Genomic DNA, 24,472 nt, shown 5'->3' with positions numbered 1-24,472 from the left:
CCTGTCAGATCTCGTCCAGATGGGAGATGTTCGCCCGATCGGTATCGTCCGTGCTCGGCCGGCCCGCCAGCCACGCGTCGAGGATCTCGTCGAGCACCACCTCCGACGTGAGCCGCAGGCTGAGCGCCAGCACATTGGCGTCGTTCCACTTGCGCGCTCCGTCGGCCGAGTACGCGTCGACACAGAGGGCGGCCCGCACCCCGGGCACCTTGTTCGCCGCGATCGACGCTCCCGTGCCGGTCCAGCAGCACACGACCGCCTGATCGGCCCGCCCTTCGCTCACGTCACGGGCCGCCGCCTCGGAGGCCCACGCCCAGTCGTCACGCTCGTCACCGTTGAGCGCCCCATGGGTGATCACTTCGTGGCCCCCGTCGCGCAGCCTCTCGACCACCCGCCGCGCGACACCGTCCAGGCTGTCGGCCGCCACCGCGATCCGCATGCCGCATCTCTTTTCTCGTGCCTCCGGCGGGAATCGAACCAGCGACCTCCTGCTCCGCAAGCAGGCACGCTATCCACTGCGCCACGAAGGCCTCGTGGCGGGTGCGGGAATCGAACCCGCCTGGAGCGGCTTATGAAACCGCCGGGCACCCCAGCGCCCCCACCCGCCTGACACGCGCCGGGCTCCTGGGGCGCTCAGCTCAACTCCGAGCGCTTTCCAGGCATGCCGGTGCGGCGGTGCGTCGTCGCATTCGCCGCTGGGTCATGACGTGGTCCTTTCGGAGTTGGTGCCGTTCAGCCTGCCGGGCTGGGGTCGCGTGGGGCAACGGGTTTTATCCGGCCGGGTTCGGTGCCTTGCCGTCCGGCCACAGGCAGGGGGATGTGGCGGCAAGATAAAGCACATCCCCCTCGGCCCACGCAAGTGAAAGATGGTAGCCGTCGGCTGTTGTCGCGCTGACACCAGGTTTGCCGACGTCGAATCCGCCGCTGGAAGTGATGGCGTGGCCGTCATGCCTCCAACTGGAGACGACCTGTTGGGCGGTATCGACCAGCCCTTCTGACGGCATTTTGTGAAGCCAGTAAGCGCGCCCAATGGTGTAGCGCTCTGGAATGCCTTCATTGGAAAAGGCGCAAGGAGTTGGCGTAGCAGAATAGGGCACCAACTGGAGAGTTGGATGCGTCTTCAGGATTTCCACTGTGCCGTGGATAAGAGCCTCCACCCGAGAGGTGGCCTCGGCCTCCGTGATAGAACGAGTGCTGCTGGCATCTCCCGTATCGCTACATCCCATGAGGAGACCCATGGCGAAAAATGTTGCAATGAAACGCATGCCCCTCATCCTTTCAACGATTTACTCAGGTCTGGCGCCAGCTCTGGCATGAGGAGTTGTGGTTGAATCGGCCGCCCAGGGCTTTGTAGGGCGTCATAGTGCTGAGTTGTGATGAGGCCGAGATTTCGAAGAGATGCTGAATAGGGATCCCAGTAGGAGGAGTGGGCGTTTTGGAGGAGGCTGCGGCCTACGGGGAAGTGGCGGGCGCCGAAGGATGAGGAGCCGGGGTCTCGGCCGAAGCGTCCGAGCATGGCGACCGGGTCGTTGCGGTCTTCGCCGACCCATACGTGGCCGGCGGGGAGGCCCAGCTCGGTGGCGTGGTCGACGCCCACGCCGGGGCTGCCGACGAAGATGAGCTCGTCGGCCAGCTTTCCGGGCCGGAGCTGGGCGGTCTTGCCGGTGACGAGGGAGCCGTAGCTGTGGCCGAGGACGACGTGCCGTCCCGGGGAGGTGCGTGCCGCGGTCAGGCCGTCGGCGAACGCGGCCAGTTCGACCGCGCCGCGAGAGGCCGGGGCGTCGCCCGCGACCGAGGCGCCGGGGGTGAAGGTGCCGGCGAGCTGGGGCGGGTCGTAGCCGAGCCAGGCGATCGAGGCGATCGTGCGGGTGCCGGCCGTGGCCTGGGACTGCTGCCACAGGAGGCGGGCGCGGTCGATGTCGCCGGCGAAGCCGCTCAGCCTGCTGTTGAGGCCGGGCACGTACGTGACGGTGATGTCGGCCGCGTCGGGGTCGCCCCACGAGACCACGAGCCGGCCGGTACCGGTGAGGTCGAAGGAGAGCAGGTAGGCCGGGGGATGGCCGGAGGTGCCGGCCACCGAGAGGGCGTGTTCGATCATCGCGATGCTCGCCAGCAGCCGCACCGCCTCCTCGTGGGCCAGCAGCGCGCGGGGTGCGGTCAGGCCGCGCAGGTCGGTGGCGATCGAGGCGAATGTGGCCGGGCCGTAGACGGTGCTCAGCCGGGCGGTGAGCCGGGCCTTCTCGGTGGCGAGCAGGTGGCGGTTGGCCTGGTCGCGTACGGCGGCGGGCAGGCCGTTGAGTGAGCCGAAGCCGGGCAGGGTCGTGAGCCGGAGCCGCGCGTCGGGGGCGAGCGCGTGCCACCAGGCGTTGACCCGGGCGGGCAGTGCGGCGTCGCGGATGGCGAGGAGCCGGGACAGGGCTTCCTGATCTCCCGTGACCAGCCTGGACAGGAGCGTGTCGCAGGGCATGGAGTGGGTGCCGAAGAGGTCGTAGGCGGCGACGCCGGAGGGGATCCACGGGTGTGAGCGCTGGATCTTCGCCAGGCGGCGGCGCAGGTCGGGGGACTGGGTGGCCGACCATTCGGCGGCGCGTAGGACGGTCCAGGCGGGGGAGGCGGGAAGGGTGAGCGCCGCCAGTTCGGCTCGGAGGCGTTCGCCCGCCGTGGTGAGGCGGTCGGCGGCGGCGTCGAGGATGGCGACCAGGTCGGACATGGCGCGGATGTCGATGCCGCGGAACGGGCCGTGTGTGGCCGGTGCGACCGCCGCCTGGTGCACCTGGGTGGTGAGGTGCGGGATCGCGGGTGCCGGGAGGCCCTCCCGTGCCACGGCCTGGGACAGCGAGGACAGGGCGAGGACGAGCGCCGACTGGAGAGAGCCGCGGTGGGTGGCGAGGGTGCCTGCGAAGTGTGGCGCGCCACCTCCGACCCAGGCGTGCGCGGTCATGAGGCGGGCCGCGGCGTCGAGGTCGGCGTGATGTTCGGCGGCGAGCAGCGCGACCCGGCGGAACGCCTCACTGGCTTCGGACATGGCCTGACAAGGGTCCCAGCCGGCGGTCATGCCAGACGGAGAAACGGGAGTTCACGGGCATAAGTCGGCTACACCCACGATTGCCCGACTGGCGCAATGAGTTGGTTTGTGCTTGGTTGTGTCGCCATATGAGCAGCATTGAGGTGGATGACATTCCGGCGCTCGCCCGAGGGTGTGCCGTGCTGGGCACCGGCGGCGGAGGAGACGTACGTACCGGGGCGCTGGCGGCGAAGCGCGCGATCCAGGCATACGGGGAGGTGCCGCTCGTCGCGCTGGCGGATCTACCCGACGACGCGCTGGTGGTGCCGCTGTCCGGCATCGGCGCGCCGACCGTCAGTCAGGAGATGATCCACGGTGAGGACGAGCCCAGGCGGATCGCCGAGGAGATCGAACGGATCTTCGGCCGGCCGCCGAGCGCGGTCATGTCGTCGGAGATCGGCGGTTCGAACGGCGTCGCGCCCGTCGCCTGGGCCGCGCAGCTCGGGCTGCCGTTGCTGGACGCCGACGGCATGGGGCGGGCCTTCCCCGAGGTGCAGATGGTGTCGATGTACGTGGCGGGGCTGCCTGCCGACCTCGTCATCATGTCGGACATCGTGGGGAATGTCGTGACGATTCGCCCCATCGATGGCCTCTGGTCGGAGCGACTGGCACGCGCCGTCTGCGTGGCGGCGGGCTCGCACGCGCTCATGGCCGACTACGTGCTCACCGCCGCCCGGGCGCGCGGCGCGGTCATCGAGGGCACGGTCACCCGCGCGATCGCCATCGGCAGATCCACGGAGGGCACGGCGGAGCCGCTGCGCGCGCTGCGTGGCGAACTCGGCGCGGTCAGGCTGATCACCGGCAAGCTGACCGACGTGGAACGGCGCACCGCCGGCGGGTTCGTCAGGGGCACGGCCACGATCGACGGCACCGGCGACGACCGCGACCGCACCCTCACCCTGGAACTCCAGAACGAGAACCTCGTCGCCGTCGAGGACGGCCAGGTCAAGGCCATGGTGCCGGACCTGATCACGGTGGTCGACACCGAGACGGCCGCCGCCATCCCGACCGAGGGCCTCAGGTACGGCCAGCGCGTCACGGTGCTCGCCTGGCCCTGCGACCCGCTCTGGCGCACGCCGAAGGGCCTCGACACGGCGGGGCCGAGGGCGTTCGGCTACGACATGGACTACGTGCCGATCGAGGAACTGGCGAAGGAGGACTCCGGTGGCTGAGGGCGCGCTGCGCATCGGGATCGACGTCGGCGGCACGAACACCGACGCGGTGGTCCTCGACGCCTCCGACCGGGTCGTGGCCAAGGCCAAGCGGCCGACGACCCCGGATGTGACCGAAGGGCTGCGGGCCGCCCTCGACGCCGTGCTGGCGCAACTGCCCGGATCGAGCCCGACGGCTTCCGGACGGACGGGTTCGGATTCGCTCGCGTCTGGACGGCTCGGGTCGGACCCGCTCGCGTCTGGACGGACGGGTTCGGATCCGCTCATGTCCGCACGGGACACCTCAGGTGCGCTCGCGTCCGCACAGGGAGGGTGGGGGCGCGTTTCGCGGGTCATGCTGGGCACCACGCACGCGACCAACGCGATCCTGGAGCGGCGCAACCTGGGCCGGGTGGCCGTGCTGAGGCTCGGCGCCCCCGCCACCACGGCGGTGCCGCCGCTCTGCGACTGGCCCGGTGACCTGCGCAAGGCGGTGTCGGCGGGGGAGGCGATCGTCCCCGGCGGCCACTACGTCGACGGCCGCGAGATCGCCCCGCTCGACCTGGGCGCGGTCCGCCGGTTCCTGGACACCGTGGAGGCGGACGCGGTCGCGGTCACCGGTGTGTTCAGCCCGGCGAGCGCGGAGCACGAGCGCGCGGTCGAGGAACTGGTCAGGCAGGAGTACGGGCTGCCCGTGTCGATGAGCCACGAGATCGGCTCGCTCGGCCTGCTGGAGCGCGAGAACGCGACGGTGCTCAACGCGGCCCTGTACGGCGTGGCCGCCCATGTCACCGAGGCCCTGGTGGCCGCGCTGGCCGAACGCGGGCTGGCGGCGCGCCCGTACCTGGCGCAGAACGACGGCACGCTGATGACGGTGGAGCACGCGGCGCGGCTGCCGGTGTCGACGATCGGCTCCGGTCCGGCCAACTCGCTGCGCGGGGCGGCGTTCCTGTCCGGTGTGGGCGACGCGATCGTGGCCGACGTCGGCGGGACGTCCACCGATCTGGGCGTGCTGGTCGGCGGGTTCCCCAGGGAGTCGGCGGCGGCGGTGGAGATCGGCGGCGTGCTGACCAACTTCCGCATGCCGGACATCCTGGCCATCGCCCTGGGAGGCGGCACCGTGGTGAGGAGCGACGGCGTCGGTCCTGACTCGGTGGGCTACCGGATCTCCGAGGAGGCGCTGGTCTTCGGCGGGACGACGATCACGATGACGGACGCGGCCGTGGCCGCCGGCCGTATCCCGCCCGGCACGACCGGCTGGCGCGAGCGCCTGCGGGCGGCCATCCGCGAAGATCCCTCGACTAGCCAGATATCCGACATATCGGAAATATTCAGAGACACTGTGGAAAGAGGCATCGCGATCGCCGACGGGATGGTCGTCGACGCGGTGGACCGCATGGCCCTGCGCCGGGCCGACCGGCCGCTGGTGGCGGTGGGAGGCGGGGCCTTCCTACTGCCCGCGGAGATCTCCGGTGTGAGCCGCGTCATCCGGCCCGAGCACGCCGAGGTGGCCAACGCCGTAGGGGCCGCGATCGCCCTGGCGAGCGGCAGAATCGATACGATCTTGCCTGCGGGCGAAAGCCGGTCGAAGGCGATCGAAAGGGTCAAGGAGGAGGCGGCGGCCCGGGCCGTGGCCGCGGGCGCGGACCCCGCGCAGGTCGAGATCGTCGATCTGCTCGAGGTGCCGCTGAGCTACCTCTCGGAGCCCGCCGTGCGGGTACACGTCAAAGCCGCCGGACCTCTCGCCCGGTGACGAATCGAAAGGATCCCCCCACCATGCGCTGGCACAAGCGTCTGCTCGTAGCCGGAGTGACCGGGGCCATGGTTCTGGCAGCGTCCGCGTGCGCGGGCGGCCAGGTCCGCGGCGCCGGCGGCACACCCCAGCCGAGCGGCAGCACCAAGCAGTCCGCGGCCGCGCAGGCCAACGACGCCACGTTCGTCTACGCCCCGAACCTCGACGTCGTGACCGACTGGGACCCGGCGAGCTCGTACTCCAACGAGATCGTCGCCATGTCCAACATCTACGAGGGCCTGACCAGGTATAACGCCGAGTCGCAGAAGCCCGAGCCGCGCCTGGCCACCGAGTGGTCGTCGGCCGCCGGCGGCAAGGAGTGGACGTTCAAGCTGCGCGAGGGGGTGAAGTTCCACACCGGCGCGACGCTCGACGCCGAAGCGGCCAAGAAGGCCATCGAGCGCACGATGAAGATGAACGCGGGCGCCGCCTACATCTGGGGCGCGGTCGACAAGATCGACGCGCTCGACGCCTCGACCCTGAAGTTCACCCTCAAGTACGCCGTCCCGCTCGACCTGGTCGCCTCCTCCGGCTACGCGGCCTACATCTACGACACCGCCGTCGCGGACGAGCTGGAGAAGGGCAAGATCGACGCCGGCACCGGCCCGTACACCATCGACAGCTGGCAGAAGGGCAAGGAGACCGAGCTCACGCTGAAGGCGTACGAGGACTACTGGGGCGGCTGGAAGCCCGAGCAGTACAAGAAGGTCGCCTTCCGGGTCACTCCGGAGATCACCACGGCCTGGCAGCTGCTGCAGAAGGGCGAGGTGAACTTCGTCCAGCGGCTCAACCCGCAGCTGTTCGAGCAGGCCGGCATGACCGAGGGCGTGCGGACCTCGCAGCGGCCGTCCTTCCAGAACCTGCTCATGCTCTTCAACACCGCGACCGGCCCGGCCAAGGACGTCAGGGTGCGGCAGGCGCTCCAGCTCGCGATCGACTACGACGGCCTGACGGCGGCGCTCAAGGGCGCCGGGCAGAAGGGCTCCGGCCTGGTGCCGCAGGGGCTGCTCGGCCACTCCTCGGGCCTGGAGCCCAAGCAGGACCTGCCCAAGGCGCAGGAGCTGCTCGCCGAGGCGGGCTACGGGCCGGACTTCAAGGAGCTCAAGCTGACGCTCACCTACGCCCAGGGCGACGAGGACCAGAAGCTGCTGGTGACGCTGCTCAGCACGACGCTCAAGCAGCTCAACGTGACCCTGCAGGCCAAGCCGATGGCCTGGAACGCGCAGTGGGACCTCGGTAAGAAGCAGGGCCAGGACGTGTTCGTCATGTACTGGTATCCGGACTACGCCGACGCCTACTCGTGGTTCTTCAACGTCTTCAGGAGCGCGGACAAGCCGCAGTTCAACCTCTCCTACCTGAAGGACGCGGGGATCGACAAGGCCATCGACGCGCTGCCGGAGCTCTCGGCCACCGACCCGCTGGCCGCCACCCAGGCGTACACCGACCTGCAAAAGAAGATCATCGACGACGAGGTCGCGGTGGCGGTGCCGTACGTGCAGACCTACCAGCGCGCGCTGTCGGCGAACGTGGAGGGCTACACCGACAACCCGGCCTATCCGAACGTGGTCTTCTTCTACGACCTCGCGTCCGCCAGCTGACCGATGCTGCCCTACCTGACCCGCCGGCTCGGCCAGGCGCTCCTGGTCGTGGCCGGCGTGGTCGTGCTCACGTTCGTCATCATGCGGATGGTGCCGGGCGATCCGGCGGTGGCCTTCGCCGGTCCGAAGGCCACGCCCGAGCAGCTCGCCGCGGCGCGGGAGAGGTTCGGGCTGGACGCCTCGCTGCCGGTGCAGCTCTGGAACTACGCCCGTGACCTCGTGACCGGCGACTGGGGCACCAGCCTGCGGACCCGGCAGCCGGTCCGGGACGACCTGTTCCTGGCGTTCCCGGCCTCTCTGGAGCTGGTCGGCGCGGCCCTGCTCCTCGCGATCGTGGTGGGCATCCCGGTCGGAGTGCTCGCCGCCCGCTATAAGACGAAATTTCCGGACTTCGGGGTACGGATCACCAGCATGCTGGCCGTCTCCGTCCCGGTGTTCTGGCTGGCCCTGGCCCTGCAGACGGTGTTCGCCAGCCACCTCGACTGGTTTCCCGTCGCCGGGGAGTACGACCGCGCCCTCGACACCACGAGCCCGCTCACCCTGTGGACCAACATCACCGTCGTGGACGCGCTCATCACCGGCAACTGGCCCATCTTCACCAGCACCCTCGAACACCTGGTGCTGCCCACGCTGGTCGTCGCCGCCTACCCCACGGGCGTGATCGCGCAGATGACCAGGGCCGCGCTGATCGAGGAGGCCGGCCAGGACCACACCCGGCTGGAGCGCGCCCTCGGCTTCGGCGAGACGTCGATCCTGACCAGGTTCGCCCTGCGGCCCGCCCTGAGCCCGGTGCTGTCGCTGATCGCCTTGGTCTTCGCGTACGCGATCGTCAACGGGTTCCTGGTGGAGGCGGTGTTCAACTGGCCGGGGCTCGGCAGGTACGCCGTGGAGTCGATCCGGCACCTGGACACGCCGGCGATCGCGGGCGTCACCCTGGTCGTCGCCATGATGTACGTGCTGGCCAACCTGGTGGTCGACATCCTGCAGGGCGTGGTGGACCCGAGAGCGAGGACCCGGTGAGGGGGGCGGGCGCGCCGGCGCTGGACGTGCCGCTGCGCCGTACGCTGCCGAGGATCACCGACCGGCTGGCGCTGCTCGGCGCGGTGCTCATCGTGCTGATCACGCTGGCCGCCGTTCTCGCGCCGTGGCTCGCCCCCTATCCCGCCGACCGGCTGGATCCGGTCCTCGGGCTGACGCCGCCGAGCGCCGAGCATTGGTTCGGGACCGACAGCCTGGGCCGCGACCTGCTCACCAGGGTCATGCACGGCGGCCGGACCTCGCTGTTCATCGCCGTGGCGGTGCTGGCGCTGTCGGCGGGCGTCGGCGTCACGCTGGGGGTCGTCGCCGGGTACGCCGGCGGCTGGATCCGGGACGTGATCATGAGGATCACGGACGTGTTCCTGGCGTTCCCGGCGCTGCTGCTCTCCCTGGCGCTGGCCGTGGTGCTCCAGCCGAGCGTCACCACCGTCATCGTGGCCATCGCGGTCACCTGGTGGCCCTGGTACGCCCGGCTGGCCGCGTCCATGGCCGCCTCGATCGCCACGCGCGGTTACGTGGACGCGGCCCGCTGCCTGGGCGTGCCCGCGCCCCTGATCATCCTCAGGCACGTGCTCCCCAACTCCCTCACCCCCGTGCTGGTCCAGATGTCGCTGGACGCCGGCGGTGTCATCCTCACCGCGGCGGCACTGTCGTACCTGGGGCTGGGAGCGCAGGAGCCGACGGCGGAGTGGGGGCTGATGGTGGAGCAGAGTCAGACGCTGTTCACCACGAACTGGTGGGCCGTCACCTTCCCGGGCCTGGCCATCCTGGTGACGGCGTTCGCGTTCAACGTGCTGGGCGAGGGCCTGCGCAACGCCCTGGACCCCAGAAGTGCGGGGGCACGGTCGTGATCGAGGTGCGGGACCTCCAGGTGAGGTACGGCGAGCGGACGGTCGCCCGGGTCCCCGAGCTGGACGTGCGCGAGGGGGAGTGCGTGGCGATCGTGGGGGAGAGCGGCTCGGGCAAGTCGACCACGCTGCTGTCGCTGCTGGGCCTCACCGAGGGCGCCCACGTCTCGGGACATGTCCGGGTCTGCGGCGTCGACGTGCTCCAGGCCGCCCCGCGTCGGCTGCGCGAGATCCGCGGCGCCCGGGTCGCCCTGGTCATGCAGTCTCCCCAGGCCGCCCTCAGCCCGGCGACCCGCCTTGGCACGCTGATGCGCCGCGCGCTCAGGCTCCACGGCGTCGGCGGCGACGGGATCGACCGGGTCATGCGGGAGGCCGTGGAGGCGGTCATGTTGGATCCCCGGATCCTGCGCCGCTATCCGCACGAGATCTCCGGCGGGCAGGCGCAGCGGTTCGCCATCGCGCTGGCCATCGCGCTCGGCGCCGGGGTGATCCTGGCGGACGAGCCCACCAGCGCCCTTGACGTGACCGTGCAGGCCGAGGTGGTGGGCGTGCTGCGGCGGCTGCGGGAGGAGCGCGGGCTGGCCCTGCTGCTCGTCTCCCACGACCTGGCGCTCGTGTCCACGATCGCCGACCGGGTGCTGGTCATGAAGGACGGCGAGGTCGTGGAGGCCGGTCCGGCGGCCGTGGTGCTCGCGGAGCCGTCCCATCCCTACACCCGCGAGCTGCTGGAGGCGCTGCCGTGACGATGCTCAGGGCGGAGGGCGTGACGCTCGGCTACGGCAGGACGCCGGTGGTCCACGACGTCAGCCTCGACATCACCGAGGGCGGCGTCGGGCTGATCGGTGAGAGCGGCTCGGGAAAGACCACGCTGGCGCGCGCCTTCCTCGGCCTCCTGACCCCCCTATCCGGAAATATCTGGTACGGCGACCAAACGCTGAAAAAAGCTGACCAGAGGCGCTTCCGCAAAGACGTCCAGCCCGTCTTCCAGGCCGAGGCCCTCGACCCCAGGATGCGCGTCGGTAGCTCGGTCGCCGAGGCCCTGCCCAGAGCGGAGCGGCACCGGGTGCCCGAGCTGCTCCGCCAGGTCGGCCTGGCCCCCGAACTGGCCCAGCGCAGGCCCCACCAGCTGTCCGGGGGCCAGCGCCAGCGCGTGGTGATCGCCAGGGCGCTCGCGGTGGGCCCGAGGCTGCTCATCCTGGACGAGCCCACCAGCGCGCTCGACGTGACCGTCCAGGCCCGGATCCTCGACCTGCTCGCCGCTCTGGACACCGAACGCCTGCTCATCACGCACAACCTGGCCGTGGTCGGCCGGCTCTGCCGCACCTCGCATGTCCTGTTCGCGGGCCGCGTCGTCGAGACCGGGCCCACGGCCGAGCTGCTCGGCCGGCCGGCCCACCCCTACACGCTCGCGCTCCGCGACGCCGTGCCGAAACTGGGTGGGCAGCCGCCCGTGGCCACGGGCCGGACGGAGGCCAGGCCGGCGGAGACGGGCTGCGCGTTCCGGCTGCGCTGCCCGCTGACGGTGACGGCCTGCGAGCAGGCGCCCGCCCTCCGGGAGGTGGCGGGCCGTCAGGTGGCCTGCCACCGCGCGGAGGACGTACTGGACGGCTGAGTGGTGTTCAGGAACGGGTGACCGTACTGGTCGGCCGAGCGGCGTTCAGGGAACCGGGAGACGTGCCGGGCGGCCGAGCGGCGCTCAGAGCGCCTTCAGCCCGTTGATCACCTCGAGCAGCACGGTGGCGTCGGGCGCGGGAGGCGGCAGCTCGACCTGGACGAGCTGCTGCGCGTGCAGATCGCCGACCAGCACGCGGACCACGCCGATGGGCAGGTTGAGCTCGGCCGCCACATCGACCAGCCGGGTCGGTCTCGTGCACTTCTGAAGGATGATCAGGTGTTCGGGGCCGAGGCCGACCGGCGGGGTGAGCCCGCCGGACGTGATGATCACCGCGATGAGGTCGATCGACTCGCTCGCGGGGACGGTGCGGCCCTTGGTCAGCAGGTAGGCGGGGACGATCGGCCCGGCGGCCTCGTCCAGCCAGCGCTCGTCACTCACCCTGCACCACCCGCATGGGACGGACGGGATCCTTGGCGGGCTCCGTCGGCTCGGCAGGCGGAGCGCTCACGTGTTCTGCCGGGATCAGCACGATGGCGGTGGTCCCTCCATATGGTGAACCGCGCAACGTTACGCGGATGTCATGCCTGGCGGCCAGGCGGGAGACGACGAAAAGGCCGAGCCGGTCACTGTCGGCCAGGTCGAACTCCGGAGGGCTGGCCAGCCGCTCGTTGAAGTCGGCCAGCTCCTCAGAGCTCATCCCGAGCCCGCGGTCCTCCACCTCGAAGGCGAAGCCGCGGGCCGCCACCTCGCCGCGCACGTGAACCGTGGTGTGCGGCGGCGAGTAGACGGTGGCGTTCTCGATGAGCTCGGCGATCAGATGGATCATGTCACCTACGACCGGTCCGGCCAAACCGTGGCCGGGCATCGGTTCGATGACGACCCGCTGGTAGTCCTCGACCTCGGCGGTCGCGCCGCGCGCCACGTCGAGCAGCGAGACGGGCTTGCTCCAGCCGCGGCCGGGGGTGGCGCCGGACAGGATGATCAGGCCCTCGGCGTGGCGGCGCATCCGGGTGGTCAGGTGGTCGAGGCGGAACAGGTCGTCGAGGGCGTGCGGGTCGGTGGCCCGGTGCTGCATCCCCTCGAGCTGGATGCGCTGGCGGTGCAGCAGCGTCTGGCTGCGCCTGGCCAGGTTGCGGAAGACGTGGCCGACGCCGTCGCGCAGCTGCGCCTGGCCGACGGCGGCCTCGACGGCGGTCTGCTGGACGGTGGAGAAGGCCTGGCCCACGTCGGCGATCTCGGCGGTGGTGCTGGTCACCGACAGCTCGGGCACCTCGACGGTCTCGCCCTTGCGCAGCTTCTCCACGACCTGCGGCAGCCGTTCCTGGGCCACCTCGAGCGCGGCCAGCCGGAGCGCGCCCAGCTCCTTCGACAGGCGGGAGCCCATCCGCAGCGAGAACACGATCGACACGATCACCAGCACGAAACAGGTCCCGGCCAGCACGAAGGCGCGCGTGAGCACCGAGTCGGCCACCGGCTCGGCCCGCTCGGACAGCAGCGCGCTGGTCTGCATCTGGGCGTCCTGGAACGCCTTGCTGAGCTCCTCGGTCGTGCTGAGCCAGGCCCGCGGGGTGCCGCCCGCGCTGATCTGGTCCTCCATCACCCGCATCCGCTGGTAGGCGGGCGAGGTGATGATCGAGACCTGGGTGTTGCGCAGGCCGGGGTCGAGCTCGGTCAGCGCCTGGTCGACGAGGAAGCGGCGGTTGCCGACCAGCTGGGTGAACAGGCGGCGTTCGACGTCCGTGGTGGGCCCGGCGGCGAGGGCCTGCTCCCTGGTGAGCAGTTCCCTGGCGTAGCTGACGTCGATCACGACGCGCGACTGCTCGTAGATCGGGATGTCGTCGATGAACGCGACGTGCCGGTGCAGGCTGAACAGCGCGTTGGTGATGCCGTTGTACGCCTCGATCGCGTGCAGGCGGTCGGACAGGCCGGCGTCGATCTCGCCTCTGATCGCGTCGAGCCTGTTGAGCTGCGTGAGCACCGCCTCCACCTGCGTACGGATCTCCTCGGAGGTGTTCATGGAGTGGCTGGAGAGCTGCCGGAACCGTTCGTCGGCTGCGTTGGTGCGGGAGCGCTGCGCGGCCACGGCGGACTCGCCGGTCGTGGCATCGGAGCGGAGCAGCTTGACCGAGGCCAGGCGTTCACGCTGGAGTTCGGCGGTGAGCTGGTAGGCGGGATGGCGAAGGTTGGTCCAGAGCGTCTTGTACTGGCGCAGTTCCAAGCTCTCGCCCGCCGTGACAGCGGTGAGGACCCCCCACAGCACCACCATCGAGGCGAGCGGGACCAGCAGTAGACCGATGATCTTCATACGGATCGTGCGGCTGCGACCCATGGCACCTCTTCCGGTCGGTCCCCTGTACGTGAACCCCGGACGGGACGATCTCGGCTAGCGGGACGAGAATAGCAATTCGATCTCCGGAAGTCCTAATTTTTCAGGACTTTTGAGCACTCCATCATGATCTTGCAGTAGGTTTCGCCTACATCCGGTCACAGAGGGAGATGCGTTGCGCGGTCGTCTCGTAGCGGTTGCCGCGCTGGTGCTCTTCATCGCGGCATGCTCAGCCCCCGCGGAGGTCACGCAGGCGCCGAAGGCGGAGTCGTCGTTCGTCATCGTGCAGAACCTCGACGTCATGACCGACTGGGACCCCGCCACCTCCTACTCCAACGAGATCATCGCCCACCAGAACGTCTACGAGACCCTGACCGTCTGGAACCCGGTGACCACGAAAGCCGGCCCTCGCCTGGCCACGGCGTGGCGCTCGTCCGGCGACGGCAAGGTCTGGACGTTCACCCTGCGCCCCGGGGTGACCTTCCACACCGGCAGGCCGCTCGACGCGGCGGCGGTGAAGGCGTCGATCGAGCGCACGATGAAACTCGGCGAGGGCGCGGCCTACATCTGGGACGCCGTGTCCGGCATCAGGGCCGACGACCCGCTGACCGTGACGTTCACCCTGAAGTATCCGGTGCCGCTGGACCTGGTCGCCTCCGCCGGCTACGCGGCCTACATCTACGACACCCAGGCCGCCGCCGACCTGGGCAGCTGGTTCAAGGCGGGCAGGGACGCGGGGACCGGCCCCTACACCATCGCCTCCTGGGCCAAGGGCAAGGAGGAGGAGCTCACGCTCACCTCGTACGAGGACTACTGGGGAGGCTGGGAGGGCCCGCACTACGGCACGGTGAAGTTCCGCGTCGTGCCCGACGAGGATCGGGCCTGGCGGCTGCTGCTGCGCGGCGAGGTCAGCTTCTTGGACCGGCTCAGCCCGCGCCTGTACGCCAAGGCCGAGGTCAACCCGGGCGTGCGGACCTCACGACGGCCGTCGTTCCAGACCGCGATGCTGCTGTTCAACACCGAGAGCGGGCCGATGGCCGACGTCCGGGTGCGGCGGGCGGTGCAGAAGGCCGTCGACTACCAGGGCATCGTCAAGGCGCTCAAGGGCGCGGTGGCGCCGATCAGCGGGGTCATCCCGGAGGGCCTGCCCGGGCACGTCACCGACCGGGTGCCGAGACAGGATCTGGAGGGCGCGGCCCAGCTGCTGCAACGGGCCGGCTACGGACCCGGCGGTCAGCCGCTGCGGCTCAGCCTCACCTACGCCGAGGGCGACACCGACCAGGAACTGCTCGCCACCAGCCTGACGGAGACGCTCAAGGAGCTGAACGTCACGCTGGAGACCCGGGCGATGCCCTGGCTCGAACAGTGGGACCTGGGCAAGAAGCGCGGCCAGGACATCTTCCTCATGTACTGGTGGCCCGACTACGCCGACGGCTACTCGTGGTTCGGCAACGTCTTCCACAGTCAGTCACCGACCGTCTTCAACCTGACCTACCTCAACGACCCGGCCACGGACAAGCTGCTGGACCCCCTGCCCCAGCTCACGGTGACCGACCGGAGCGCCGCGCAGCGCGCCTTCGCCCGGGCCACGACCAGGGTGCTGGACCAGAAGGCCGCCGTGGCCCTGCCCTGGGTGGTCAACTATCAGCGGGCCTTCCTCGGCGGGATCCAGGGCTACGACGACAACCCGGCCTATCCGGACGTGGTCTTCGTCTACGACCTGCGGCCCTCGGCCTGAGGCTGCTCGACGCGGCTGCGCAGCCGTTGCCTGATCTCCTCGGGGGTGTAGGCCCGGCGGCGGCGTTCGGCCCGCGCGATCGCCACGCCCGTGGCCGCGACCCCCGCCATCCCGGCCAGTCCGAGTATCTTCCACCAGCGCATGTGCCTAGGCTAGCGGTGTGCTGACTCTCGACGAGGCCGTCAACCTGACCAGGACAGGCGACCTGTGGGTCTTCCGCGGGCGCTCGGTGCCCGACCGCGCCATCCAGACGATGACCAACAGCCCGGTCAACCACGTGGGCATGGCGATCGTGGTCGAGGACCTGCCGCCGATGATGTGGCACGCCGAGCTCGGCAGGTCGCTGCCCGACCTCTGGTCCGGCGACCACCACCGCGGGGTCCAGCTGCACGACCTGCGCGACGCGGTCACCGTCTGGGCCAACCGCTACGGCCAGCGCGCCTGGCTGCGCCAGCTGGAGCCGCAGGCGACGGTCGAGATGGAGGACGCCGCCCTGCGCACGGTGGCCCGGCTCGACGGCACCCCGTTCCCCAGCACCGCGCGGCTGGCGGCGCGCTGGGCCCGCGGCCGGATCCCGCGGCTGCGCCGCCGCATCAGCGAGCACACGCTCGAACGGGCCTACTGCGCCGAGGTCGTGGCCGTCACCTACGAGGCGATGGGCCTGCTGGCCCCCGGCCGCCGCCCCAACTGGTACGACCCGGGCAGGTTCTGGAGCGGCGACGACCTCGGCCTGCTGGGCGACCACAAGCTGGGCAACGAGATCACCGTCGGCGTCGAGCGGGTTAGCTGACCTTGTTGCGCAGCGGCACGTCGCGGACGATCGGCCAGCTGAGCGCCAGCCCGAGGACGAACGCCACGAACCCCGCCCCGATCGCCACTCCAGGTGTGGGCGACAGGTCCAGCCAGAGTCTGAAGGTGCTCAGCGGCAGCCCGAGGTCGGCGCCCCACGGCCCCCTCGGCGAGCGGGATCGACGGCAGCAGCCCGCCGATCCGCCAGCGGTAGAACGCGGCCGCGATGAGGATCCCGGCGCCCGTCCAGGCCAGGAACTCCGTCAGATACTCGACGAAGATCAGCGGCGCCTGCGTGGCCTGCTCCCACACGCTCTGCGTGAGCGTCCCGAAGGTCGCGATGGCCACCGTGATCGCGACGACCAGGACGTAGAAGCCCGCCCAGACCATCGCCCCGAACACCGACAGCGCCGTCACCAGGCGGGTGGGGAACCTCATCGGGAGCCTCCGGTCAGGTGGATGAACAGTTCCTGCATGCCGATGGGCCGAGCTCCAGGCCGGCCGCCGCGGCCTTCCTGCGCTGGGCGTCGTCGAGCTCGCCGTACACCATGGCCGACGAGGTGGGGCCGAGCCGCCGCCGGTCGAGCACGGTCAGCCCGGTGGTGAACGCCTCGACGTGGGCGACGGGGCCGGTGACCGAGGTGCCTCGGCGCCGTTCTCGAACACCGGCCGCCCGTCGATCCGTACGGTGCCCCCGGACTGCTTGCGGAAGGCGGCCAGCACCGACAGCAGGCTCGTCTTGCCCGAGCCGTTCCTGCCGAGCAGCCCGTGGATCTTCTCGCTCTCCAGCGTGAAGCTGAGCCGGTCGAGCGCCGTGACGTCGCCGTAGCGCAGCACCAGATCCTCGACCTCGATCTTCATGGCTTCAGCTCCTCGATGCGCCGGATGACGTCATCCAGCGGGATGCCGATGGTCCTGGCCTCGCTCACCATCGGGTCGACCACGTCGGAGAAGAAGGACTGCCTGCGCTCGGCCCTGAGCGCGTCTCTGGCGTCCGGGCTGACGAACATCCCGATACCTCGCTTCTTGTAGAGCACGCCCTCGTCGACGAGGTGCTGGAACGCCTTGGCCGCGGTGGCCGGGTTGATCCGGTAGAAGGCGGCGTACTGGTTGGTCGACATCACCTGCTCGTCGCCCTTCAGCGTCTCGCTCAGGACATCGGCTTTGATCCGCTCCGCGATCTGCCGGTAGATGGGGCTCCGGTCGTCGAACATGGCACCTGCTTCTATGGTTCATTACTTCACTAACGAACCATAGAACGCCTCCGTGTCCACGTCAAGGGCAGGGTGGTCACGACGAGCACCGCGACCAGCCCGAACCCGAGCGGAAAGCCCGTGCGCCCGACGACCAGGCCGAACCCCATCGCCCCGGCGCCCATCCCCGCGTCGTAGACCAGGTTCCACAGGGCGCTGACCCGTCCGGCCGGCCCCCGCTCGAACATCAGCGCCAGCGTGGCGTTCTGCAGCACACCGAACCCGATCCCGAACAGCGCCATTCCGGCGATCAACGCGACCGGCTCCGCCGCCCACACCTGCAGCGCGGTTCCTCCGGCGGCCGCCAGGACACCCGGCGCGAGCAGCCGGGCCGAGCCGTGCCTGTCGCCGAACCTGCCCGCCCACCAGCGGGCCGCCGGCGTGCCGATCGACTGCGCCAGCAGCGCGGCCGAGGCCTGCGCGGGAGAGACGGCCAGCGGCAGGAACGTCACCAGGACACCGGTGGCCACCGTCACTGCGGCGAAGACGAGGGCCGGGCCCGCGAGACCCCGCAGCCCGCTCACACGGTCGCCGGCCGCCCGCGACGGCCTGACAGAGGGGAGCCCGGCCACCGCGGCCAGACCGGCGAGCGGCGCCAGCCCCGCCGCCACGAACACCGGCGTGAAACCGAGCGCGTCACCGGCCCACAGCCCCAGCGGCAGCCCGGCCAGCGACGGTAGCCCGACCGCCACGCCGTACAGGCCGAGGCCCTCGCCGCGGCGCCCGGCGGGCGACAGCTCGGCGACCAGTGCGGTGCCGGTGACCACGAGGACACCGAGCCCGGCGCCGCGCAGCAGGCTGACCGCGAGCACCAGGGGAAGGCCGGAGGAGAAGGGCAGCAGCAGGGCGGGCAGGCCCAGCAGCGCCAGGCCGAGTGCCATCACGGTGCGATAGCCGAACCTGGACAGCAGCCACGGGACGGCCGGTTCGACCAGCACCGTGGAGAGCATCATGGCGCCGGTGACCAGCCCCGCGCCGACCTCGCCCGCGCCGCCCGAGGCGGCGTAGAGCGGCACGGCCGCGAACAGCAGGTAGAAGCCGAGCATTCCGCCGACCGAGGCGGCCATCATGAGGTTCATCGAACGGGTGAGCATGCCGCCCAGCCTCACGCCGGGACGACCCGGCCACATCGGGCATGATGCGTAGCCGCCTCTTCATAATGAGGTGGTGTTCGTCGGACGCGAGACAGAGCTCGCGGCGCTCGCCGCCGCCTGGGCCCGCACCCCCGCCGCGATGCTGGTCGTCGGTGAGGCGGGCATCGGCAAGTCCCGGCTGGTGGCGGAGTTCACCGCGACGGTCGGCGCGCTTGTCGCCGAGGGCGGCGCGGATCCCGGTTCGACGGCCTACGCGCCCTTCGTGCCCGTGCTGCGCCGCCTGGTCAGGGAGTACGGGCCGGAGCTGGTGCCGGGCGGCGGGCGCTGGGGACTGGCGCGGCTGCTGCCGGAGCTCGGCGAGGCGGACGAGCAGCCCGGGCTGGGCCGGGCGAGGCTGTTCGAGGAGGTGCTGCTGCTGGTCGAGCGGGCGGCCGAGCGGCGGCCCCTCGTGCTCGTGCTCGAGGACCTGCACTGGGCCGACCAGGCCAGCCGCGATCTGCTCGCCTTCCTCCTGCGCAACCTGATGCGGCCCGGCGTCCTGGTCGTCGCGACCTCGCGTGAGCCCCTGCGGCTGCCCGGCGCCCAGACGCTCCGGGTGCCGCCGCTTCGCCCCGAGGAGGTGGCCCGCATGCTGGGCCGCTCCGACGTGGAGCTGATCGTGGCCCGTAGCGAGGGCAACCCGTTGTTCGTGGAGGCGCTGGCCGACGCGGGCACGGCCACGCCCGCCTCGCTGCGCGAGCTGCTGCTGGCCGGTGCCGAGCGGCTCGGCCGGACCAGTCTCGACGTGCTGCGGACCGCCGCCGTGGCGGGACGCCGGACGCCGCACGAGGTGCTGCGGGCCGTGGCCGGCCTCGACGACCTGGCGCTGGACGAGGCGCTCAGGCCGATCGTGCGGGTCAGGCTGCTGCTCGTCGACGGTGACGGCTACGTGTTCAGGCACGCGCTGATCCGCGACGCGGTCTACGACGACCTGCTGCCGGGCGAGCGCAGGCGGTTGCACGCGCGGTGCGCCGAGGCCTGGCCCGATCTGGCCGCCGACCACTGGCACGCGGCGGGGGACCGGCCGCGCGCCTACGCCGCGGCCCGGCGGGCACGCAGGTGGGAGCGGGTCCTGGAGCTGTGGGACCAGGTGCCCGCCGGCGAGCGCGCCGGCGTGCTGGAGCTCGCCGCCAGGGACGCCCTGCACGCGGGGGACGCCGAACGTGCCGAGGAGCTCGCGAGCCGCGCGCTCGACGAGACCGGCGACCCCCTGCGGGCCGCGCACCTGCTGGAACTGAGGGCGGGCGTCCGCGACCTGCTCGGCGAGGAGAGCCTGAACGACCTGCGCGAAGCCGTACGGCTCGCGCCACGGGAGGCCCGGCCGATCGGCGCGCTGGCCGGCACCCTGCACTGGAACGGCCAGGACGACGAGGCTCGCGCGCTCGCCCACCAGGCCCGCGCCCTCGGCGACACCAGGTCCCTGGTCACCCTGGCCGCGCTCACCGCGCTCGAAGGCGACCTCGACGCCGCCTCGGCCCTCTTCACCGAGGCCAGGGCCGCGGCCTCCGACGACGACACCAGGCTGGTCGCCTACGCCAGCGAGGCCGACGTCCTCGAGGCCGCGGGCGAGCACGCCCGAGCCGAGGAGGTGGCCCGCCGCGGGATGGCACAGGCCAGGCGCGTGGGGATGGCCAGGTCGCGCGGCGCGCACATCGCCGCGAACCTGGCCGAGCCGCTCTGTTCGCTCGGTCGCTGGAAGGAGGCCCGCGAGGTCGTCCAGACGGCACTCGCGCTCGACCCGCCGCCGATCCACCGCGCCTGGCTGCTGCTCGTGCTCGGCACGGTCGCGGTCTGCGAAGGCTCGCTGAAGGAGGCGGCCGGCATCGCCCGCCAGGCCAGGCCGCTGATGCGAGGGCGTTCGCGCGGCTACGACTCCTGCCTCGAACCCGATCTGCTCGAAGGCGGGATCGCGTTGGCCGAAGGCGACCTGGAGCGCGCCGCGCTGCTGGCCGACCACGCGCTGACGGCGCACGACCTGACGCTCAGCCGCCGCTACGCCTGGCCGCTGCTCGTGGTGGCCGCCCAGGCGGGCCGGATCCGGCGGGCGCCCGACGGGATCTCCACCATCGGGCGCGTGCAGGAGGCCCATCGGTCCACGTTCGAGGCGGAGTGCGGGGGATCATGGGAGCCCGCGGTGGCCGCCTGGCGCGCGGTCGGTCAGCCGTATGCGCTGGGGCGGGCTCTGGTGCGCGCGGCCGAGCAGGACCCGGACCGGGCCGGCGGGCCGCTGCGCGAGGCCGCCTCCATCGCCGCGCGGCTGGGAGCCGAGCCCCTGCGGCGCGAGGTCGAGGCGGCGGCGGCCGTCACCCGGGTGAGCCTCACGCCCGGCCACGGGCTCTCCTCCCGCGAACGCGAAGTGCTGGGCCTGGTGGCCGAGGGGCTGAGCAACAGGCAGATCGCCGAGCGGTTGTTCATCTCGGCCAGGACGTCGGGCGTGCACGTCTCCAACATCATCGCCAAGCTCGGCGTGGCCTCCCGGGTCGAGGCCGCGGCCGTGGCCCGCAGGACCGGCCTGCTCTGACATCCGTTGATTCGGCCTCTCTGGCGCCCGTCAGATCGGCCTGCTCTGGCGCCCGTTAGATCGGCCTCTCTGACATCCGCCAGAGAGGCCGAATTCGTCGGCTAACGACCCCCATGACGCAAATGCGACGCCGACCATGATGCGCGGTCGCACTCCGGCTGATCATCGACCTCGACCGCGTCGCCTGACCGGATCAGCGCCGTAGCCGCCAGGCCGCGGCCACCGCGATAGCGGCGGCGGCCAGACTCACCGCTCTCGTGAGGCGGACGGCCCGGCGGATGTCCCTCACCTCGGGCGCGGGGCCGTCGCCCATGACCGGGCGGTGCTCGGTCCGGCCGTCGTAGACGTTCGTGCCGCCCAGCGTGACGTCGAGCGCTCCGGCGAACGCGGCCTCACACCGTCCCGCGTTGGGACTGGGATGCCGGTGACCGTCTCTGACCAGTACGGCCAGCGCGCGGCGCGGAGCGGGCCCGGCCAGCACGGCCAGCAGCCCGGTGAGCCTGGCCGGAACGTAGTTGGCCACGTCGTCGAGCCGCGCCGCGGCCCAGCCGAACCGCTCGTAGCGGGCCGAACGGTGCCCGACCATCGCGTCCAGCGTGTTGACCGCCCGGTAGGCCAGCAGCCCCGGGATGCCCGCCACCGCACCCCAGAAGAGGGGCGCCACGACGGCGTCGGAGGTGTTCTCGGCCAGCGACTCGACCGTCGCCCTGGCCATCCCGGCAGCCTCCAGCCGGGCGGGGTCGCGCCCGCACAGGTGGGGCAGCCGGGCCCGTGCCCGGTCGAGATCGCCAGCCTCCAGCGCCCCGGCCAGGTAGACGCCCTCACGGGCCAGCGTGGTGCCGCCGAGCACGGCCCAGGTGGCGACCGCGGTCAGCGCGGCACGCCCGGCGGGATGGGGCACGCGTTCGGCCGCGAGGCCGATCCCGGCCGCGCCGCCCACGCAGAGGATCACGTGGACGACCCCGTTCGGCCGCGCGTCCCCGTACAGGAACTCCTCGACCCTGGAGGCGGCGCGGCCGAACAGCGCGACCGGGTGCCCGGTGCGCGGGTCGGCGACGAGCGCGTCGAGCGCCACGCCCATCGCGATGCCGAGCGCGCGGGGATGATCAGACCAGATGGGCATGCAGCTCATCTTCGTGCACGTCCAGCCACGCGGACGCCCGGCGGATGCGCTGGCCCGCGCCCTGGGCCCACATCCTGGCCCAGCCCCCGCCCGTGGCCGCCCGGTCGCGCATGACCGTGTAGGACCGGTGGAGGCGGAGCCTGGACAACTCCACGAGCCGGCGCCGCTCGCGGGGCGGCACCCCGTACGCGTCGCAGAACAACCGCAGCCGCGCGCCCACGTCCAGCTCGCGCTGCAACGGGTGGCGGTCCACGGGATCGGCGATCGGCGCCCAGTGCCGGAGCGTGGTGACGACGTCGAACAGCCTCGTCGTCGGCCGCGCCAGATCAAAGTCGATCAACGCCCGCGGCGTCGCGCCCTCGAACACGACGTTGTCCGGGGTCAGATCGCAGTGGCCGATGACCTCGGGCGGGGCGTCGTCGTTCGACCCGTCCTCCCAGCCGTCGTCCCCGAGCGGGAACCCCGCGGTCGCGTCATGGAAGCCGCGCAGCAGCCCGGCCAGCCCCGCCAGCGCCTCGTCCGTGACGGTCGTGCGGTTGAGCCCGGTCGTGCCGGGGAGGTAGGTGAGGACCTCGCGCCCGAGCCCGTCCATGCCCACTACTCGGGGCGCGCCCTCGAAGCCCGCGGCCTCGAGGTGGCGGAGCAGGGCGTGCACGGCGGGGGTGGACGGGCTGACGGGCCGGCGCACGGTGTCACCCACGCGCACCACACCGTCTGTCACGTCCCCGCCCTGCAGGGGAATCTCATGCAGGAGCGTCGCGACCATGGGACGAGAGCTTAGACCTATTTGTACCGCTCCCGCCTGGCGTTTCGGCCATCCCTCACGCCATGTGGGCAGCGCCACTCGGTGCCGGGAGACGCATCGCAGGGGCGGTCGTGAAATGATGTGCCCCGGTAGGCGCACAACGGGCGTCCGGCGCCGGTCGGCGGGCTCCAAGGCCAGACCGAGGAATCGAGTAGGCCGTCAGGGTTGTGGTGATCTATCCTGTTTGCGATGCGCGCATGCCTGCATCGCATGCTTTACCCTTAGCGTGCGCGCGAGGCTCCGTGCCGGGGTCCTCGCCTTGTCGCACGTCTGACAACTCCATCAAGCGCCCTTAGCTCAGCTGGATAGAGCACCGGACTTCTAATCCGACGGTCGCAGGTTCGAATCCTGCAGGGCGCGCTTACCTGGCCAGAGAAAACCTGGGCCTGACCTGCGGTAACGCCTGCCTGTTGACGCTCGGCGTGTGCCACGGTGTGCCAGCCTCAGCCCGCACATTGCGCCTGCCGAAAATTCCATCCATGCAGGTCAAGCCACTTGTGAGTACTCATGGAGGACGCCGCCGAGCCGGTCTCGTCGGCGTACATTCAGATCGATGATTCGCTCTGGATCCGTTATCGGATCGGGGACGGTGCGCAGCGGGGCTGCTTGGTTCAGGGCTTGATGTGCTCGGTGCGGGTTGTAGAAGTGTTCGTACTCGCGCAGGGCGTGCCGAAGATGGCGTTCGTTCCAGATCAGGCAGCGGTCGAGAAGCTCGTGGCGGCAGGACTGCACCCACCGCTCCATGATCGAGTCCATCCGCGGCATCTGAATACCGGTGAGCACCATCTTGATGCCGACCTCGGCGAGGACCTCGTCCATGAGGGCCGGGAACTTCCCATCTCGGTCTCGGAGCAGAAAGCGTGCCCGACAGCCCGCATCGTCAAGATCCATCACCAGATTCCTGATCGCTTGGATGACCCAGCTCGCGCTCGGGTGAGCGATGGTGCCGAGCACCCGGACACGCCTGGTGGCGTGCTCGATCACCGCCAGGATGTACTGGCGCTGTCCGTTCAGGGTGATGGTCTCGATGAAATCGCAGGCCAGTAGGGCGTCGGCTTGAGAGCGCAGGAAGTCGGCCCAGGTGGTGGTGACCCGTTCGGGCGCCGGATCGAGCCCCGCTTGCTTGAGGATCTCCCCTCATCAGATCGCGGTGCCAGCGCAGAACCGTGTCCGGGCGGATGAGGAGCCGCAGCCGGCGCAGGACCTCGCGGGGCAGCGACGTCAGGAGCGCGGCAAGGAAGGCTCGGTCCTCGGGCGCGAATCTCACTCTGGTGTCGGGACCGAGTTAACGTTCAAGGACGGTGATCTGGTGACGTAGAGCAAGTATCTCCACGTCCTTGTCCCGATCGCCCATGGGGAGCAACCGCAGTGCGGCGAATGCGTTTGTGACGGTCAGGTAGGCCAAGCGAAGGAGCACAGCGGATCATCCTGCCGTACGCGCTCCCGTCTCCCCGGGGGACCGGAGCTCGCGTACGCCACGCGAAGCCCTCGCAGAGTCATGACCGGGGCTGATGTAATTATCGGCAGGCGCAGACCTCATGACGCAGCACCAAGATCTCCACGTCCTTGGAGGTGTCGCCCCGCGAGAGTAGCGTCAACTAGCCGAACAGCCGGACCATGAGCAGATACAGCAGGCGTGGAAACACGTGTGCCGAGGATAGAAGGCCAGATCAGATGC

24 protein-coding genes and 3 tRNA genes are annotated in these 24,472 nt (G+C 70.9%); 12 read left to right on the top strand and 15 right to left on the bottom strand.

Annotated features, from left to right (window positions below; all coding sequences use genetic code 11):
* Window positions 1-4: 4 nt before the first annotated feature.
* The 5 genes from AB0C16_RS06745 to AB0C16_RS06725 all read right to left on the bottom strand — a co-directional run bounded on the left by AB0C16_RS06745 (window position 5) and on the right by AB0C16_RS06725 (window position 3,025).
* Window positions 5-439 (bottom strand): RpiB/LacA/LacB family sugar-phosphate isomerase, encoded by a 435-nt coding sequence (locus tag AB0C16_RS06745; protein ID WP_357679665.1) that lies wholly within the window; start codon window positions 437-439, stop codon window positions 5-7.
* 18 nt (window positions 440-457) lie between these two features.
* Window positions 458-530: transfer RNA gene (locus tag AB0C16_RS06740), tRNA-Arg, on the bottom strand.
* A gap of 4 nt (window positions 531-534) precedes the next feature.
* Window positions 535-607, bottom strand: a tRNA-Met gene (locus AB0C16_RS06735).
* Between the two features lie 163 nt (window positions 608-770).
* The gene (locus AB0C16_RS06730) at window positions 771-1,265 is read right to left on the bottom strand and encodes a hypothetical protein (protein WP_357679662.1); all 495 of its coding nucleotides are present in this window, start codon (window positions 1,263-1,265) and stop codon (window positions 771-773) included.
* A 5-nt stretch (window positions 1,266-1,270) separates the two neighbouring features.
* Window positions 1,271-3,025, bottom strand: coding sequence for an alpha/beta hydrolase (locus tag AB0C16_RS06725; RefSeq protein ID WP_357679660.1), 1,755 nt, complete (start codon window positions 3,023-3,025; stop codon window positions 1,271-1,273).
* Between the two features lie 128 nt (window positions 3,026-3,153).
* On the opposite strand from AB0C16_RS06725, the gene AB0C16_RS06720 reads away from it, so the two are divergent.
* From AB0C16_RS06720 to AB0C16_RS06690, 7 genes are read left to right on the top strand one after another with little or no spacing between them, the layout of a single operon-like run.
* Window positions 3,154-4,236: a DUF917 domain-containing protein gene (locus AB0C16_RS06720; RefSeq protein ID WP_357679657.1), complete on the top strand. Its 1,083-nt coding sequence runs from the start codon at window positions 3,154-3,156 to the stop codon at window positions 4,234-4,236.
* Window positions 4,229-5,968, top strand: a complete 1,740-nt coding sequence (locus AB0C16_RS06715; protein WP_357679655.1) for a hydantoinase/oxoprolinase family protein — start codon at window positions 4,229-4,231, stop codon at window positions 5,966-5,968. Before AB0C16_RS06720 ends, AB0C16_RS06715 begins: the two co-directional genes overlap by 8 nt.
* 23 nt (window positions 5,969-5,991) lie before the next feature.
* Complete coding sequence (locus tag AB0C16_RS06710; RefSeq protein ID WP_357679653.1) at window positions 5,992-7,605, top strand: ABC transporter substrate-binding protein; 1,614 nt, start codon at window positions 5,992-5,994, stop codon at window positions 7,603-7,605.
* A gap of 3 nt (window positions 7,606-7,608) precedes the next feature.
* Window positions 7,609-8,625: an ABC transporter permease gene (locus tag AB0C16_RS06705; protein ID WP_357679651.1), complete on the top strand. Its 1,017-nt coding sequence runs from the start codon at window positions 7,609-7,611 to the stop codon at window positions 8,623-8,625.
* Window positions 8,622-9,494, top strand: a complete 873-nt coding sequence (locus tag AB0C16_RS06700; protein ID WP_357679648.1) for an ABC transporter permease — start codon at window positions 8,622-8,624, stop codon at window positions 9,492-9,494. Before AB0C16_RS06705 ends, AB0C16_RS06700 begins: the two co-directional genes overlap by 4 nt.
* A complete protein-coding gene (locus AB0C16_RS06695; protein WP_357679646.1) occupies window positions 9,491-10,234 on the top strand; it encodes an ABC transporter ATP-binding protein in 744 nt (247 codons plus the stop codon). The genes AB0C16_RS06700 and AB0C16_RS06695 overlap by 4 nt, the downstream gene beginning before the upstream one ends.
* A gap of 2 nt (window positions 10,235-10,236) precedes the next feature.
* Complete coding sequence (locus AB0C16_RS06690; RefSeq protein ID WP_357679910.1) at window positions 10,237-11,103, top strand: ABC transporter ATP-binding protein; 867 nt, start codon at window positions 10,237-10,239, stop codon at window positions 11,101-11,103.
* Between the two features lie 84 nt (window positions 11,104-11,187).
* On the opposite strand, the gene AB0C16_RS06685 is transcribed toward AB0C16_RS06690, so the two are convergent.
* Together AB0C16_RS06685 and AB0C16_RS06680 are read right to left on the bottom strand one after the other, a co-directional pair.
* A complete protein-coding gene (locus AB0C16_RS06685) occupies window positions 11,188-11,544 on the bottom strand; it encodes a DUF742 domain-containing protein (RefSeq protein WP_357679644.1) in 357 nt (118 codons plus the stop codon).
* Complete coding sequence (locus tag AB0C16_RS06680; protein WP_357679641.1) at window positions 11,537-13,435, bottom strand: nitrate- and nitrite sensing domain-containing protein; 1,899 nt, start codon at window positions 13,433-13,435, stop codon at window positions 11,537-11,539. The genes AB0C16_RS06685 and AB0C16_RS06680 overlap by 8 nt, the downstream gene beginning before the upstream one ends.
* A gap of 172 nt (window positions 13,436-13,607) precedes the next feature.
* Between AB0C16_RS06680 and AB0C16_RS06675 the strand changes: the two genes are divergently transcribed.
* Window positions 13,608-15,170 carry an ABC transporter substrate-binding protein gene (locus AB0C16_RS06675; protein WP_357679639.1) on the top strand — a complete coding sequence of 521 codons (1,563 nt, stop codon included), beginning with the start codon at window positions 13,608-13,610 and terminating at the stop codon, window positions 15,168-15,170.
* Here the strand turns inward: AB0C16_RS06675 and AB0C16_RS06670 are convergent.
* Window positions 15,146-15,313, bottom strand: coding sequence for a hypothetical protein (locus AB0C16_RS06670; protein WP_357679636.1), 168 nt, complete (start codon window positions 15,311-15,313; stop codon window positions 15,146-15,148). The genes AB0C16_RS06675 and AB0C16_RS06670 overlap by 25 nt on opposite strands.
* A gap of 20 nt (window positions 15,314-15,333) precedes the next feature.
* Between AB0C16_RS06670 and AB0C16_RS06665 the strand changes: the two genes are divergently transcribed.
* A complete protein-coding gene (locus tag AB0C16_RS06665; RefSeq protein WP_357679908.1) occupies window positions 15,334-15,960 on the top strand; it encodes a hypothetical protein in 627 nt (208 codons plus the stop codon).
* A 225-nt stretch (window positions 15,961-16,185) separates the two neighbouring features.
* Window positions 16,186-16,332 carry a hypothetical protein gene (locus tag AB0C16_RS06660; protein ID WP_357679633.1) on the top strand — a complete coding sequence of 49 codons (147 nt, stop codon included), beginning with the start codon at window positions 16,186-16,188 and terminating at the stop codon, window positions 16,330-16,332.
* A gap of 78 nt (window positions 16,333-16,410) precedes the next feature.
* On the opposite strand, the gene AB0C16_RS06655 is transcribed toward AB0C16_RS06660, so the two are convergent.
* From AB0C16_RS06655 to AB0C16_RS06640, 4 genes are read right to left on the bottom strand one after another with little or no spacing between them, the layout of a single operon-like run.
* Window positions 16,411-16,548 (bottom strand): hypothetical protein, encoded by a 138-nt coding sequence (locus AB0C16_RS06655; protein WP_357679630.1) that lies wholly within the window; start codon window positions 16,546-16,548, stop codon window positions 16,411-16,413.
* Between the two features lie 2 nt (window positions 16,549-16,550).
* On the bottom strand, window positions 16,551-16,820 hold the full coding sequence (locus tag AB0C16_RS06650; RefSeq protein ID WP_357679627.1) for an ATP-binding cassette domain-containing protein: 270 nt from the start codon (window positions 16,818-16,820) through the stop codon (window positions 16,551-16,553).
* The gene (locus AB0C16_RS06645; RefSeq protein WP_357679625.1) at window positions 16,817-17,173 is read right to left on the bottom strand and encodes a GntR family transcriptional regulator; all 357 of its coding nucleotides are present in this window, start codon (window positions 17,171-17,173) and stop codon (window positions 16,817-16,819) included. The genes AB0C16_RS06650 and AB0C16_RS06645 overlap by 4 nt, the downstream gene beginning before the upstream one ends.
* Window positions 17,174-17,202: 29 nt before the next feature.
* A complete protein-coding gene (locus tag AB0C16_RS06640; RefSeq protein ID WP_357679623.1) occupies window positions 17,203-18,306 on the bottom strand; it encodes an MFS transporter in 1,104 nt (367 codons plus the stop codon).
* Window positions 18,307-18,379: 73 nt separating this feature from the next.
* Between AB0C16_RS06640 and AB0C16_RS06635 the strand changes: the two genes are divergently transcribed.
* Window positions 18,380-20,866, top strand: a complete 2,487-nt coding sequence (locus tag AB0C16_RS06635) for an AAA family ATPase (RefSeq protein ID WP_357679620.1) — start codon at window positions 18,380-18,382, stop codon at window positions 20,864-20,866.
* 193 nt (window positions 20,867-21,059) lie between these two features.
* Here AB0C16_RS06635 and AB0C16_RS06630 read toward each other — a convergent pair whose 3' ends face one another.
* Window positions 21,060-21,989 (bottom strand): cobalamin biosynthesis protein, encoded by a 930-nt coding sequence (locus AB0C16_RS06630; protein WP_357679618.1) that lies wholly within the window; start codon window positions 21,987-21,989, stop codon window positions 21,060-21,062.
* Window positions 21,973-22,755: an aminoglycoside phosphotransferase family protein gene (locus tag AB0C16_RS06625; protein ID WP_357679616.1), complete on the bottom strand. Its 783-nt coding sequence runs from the start codon at window positions 22,753-22,755 to the stop codon at window positions 21,973-21,975. The genes AB0C16_RS06630 and AB0C16_RS06625 overlap by 17 nt, the downstream gene beginning before the upstream one ends.
* Before the next feature lie 325 nt (window positions 22,756-23,080).
* Here AB0C16_RS06625 and AB0C16_RS06620 point away from each other — a divergent pair.
* Window positions 23,081-23,154 (top strand) — tRNA-Arg (locus AB0C16_RS06620).
* Window positions 23,155-23,280: 126 nt separating this feature from the next.
* Here AB0C16_RS06620 and AB0C16_RS06615 read toward each other — a convergent pair.
* Entirely contained in the window at window positions 23,281-23,538 is a 258-nt protein-coding gene (locus AB0C16_RS06615) for a hypothetical protein (protein WP_357679906.1), read from the bottom strand.
* Between the last annotated feature and the right edge of the window lie 934 nt (window positions 23,539-24,472).

This window comes from Nonomuraea sp. NPDC048916, from assembly GCF_040649575.1.
Taxonomy (GTDB): Bacteria; Actinomycetota; Actinomycetes; order Streptosporangiales; family Streptosporangiaceae; genus Nonomuraea.
This window is presented reverse-complemented; position numbering and strand designations above follow the sequence as displayed.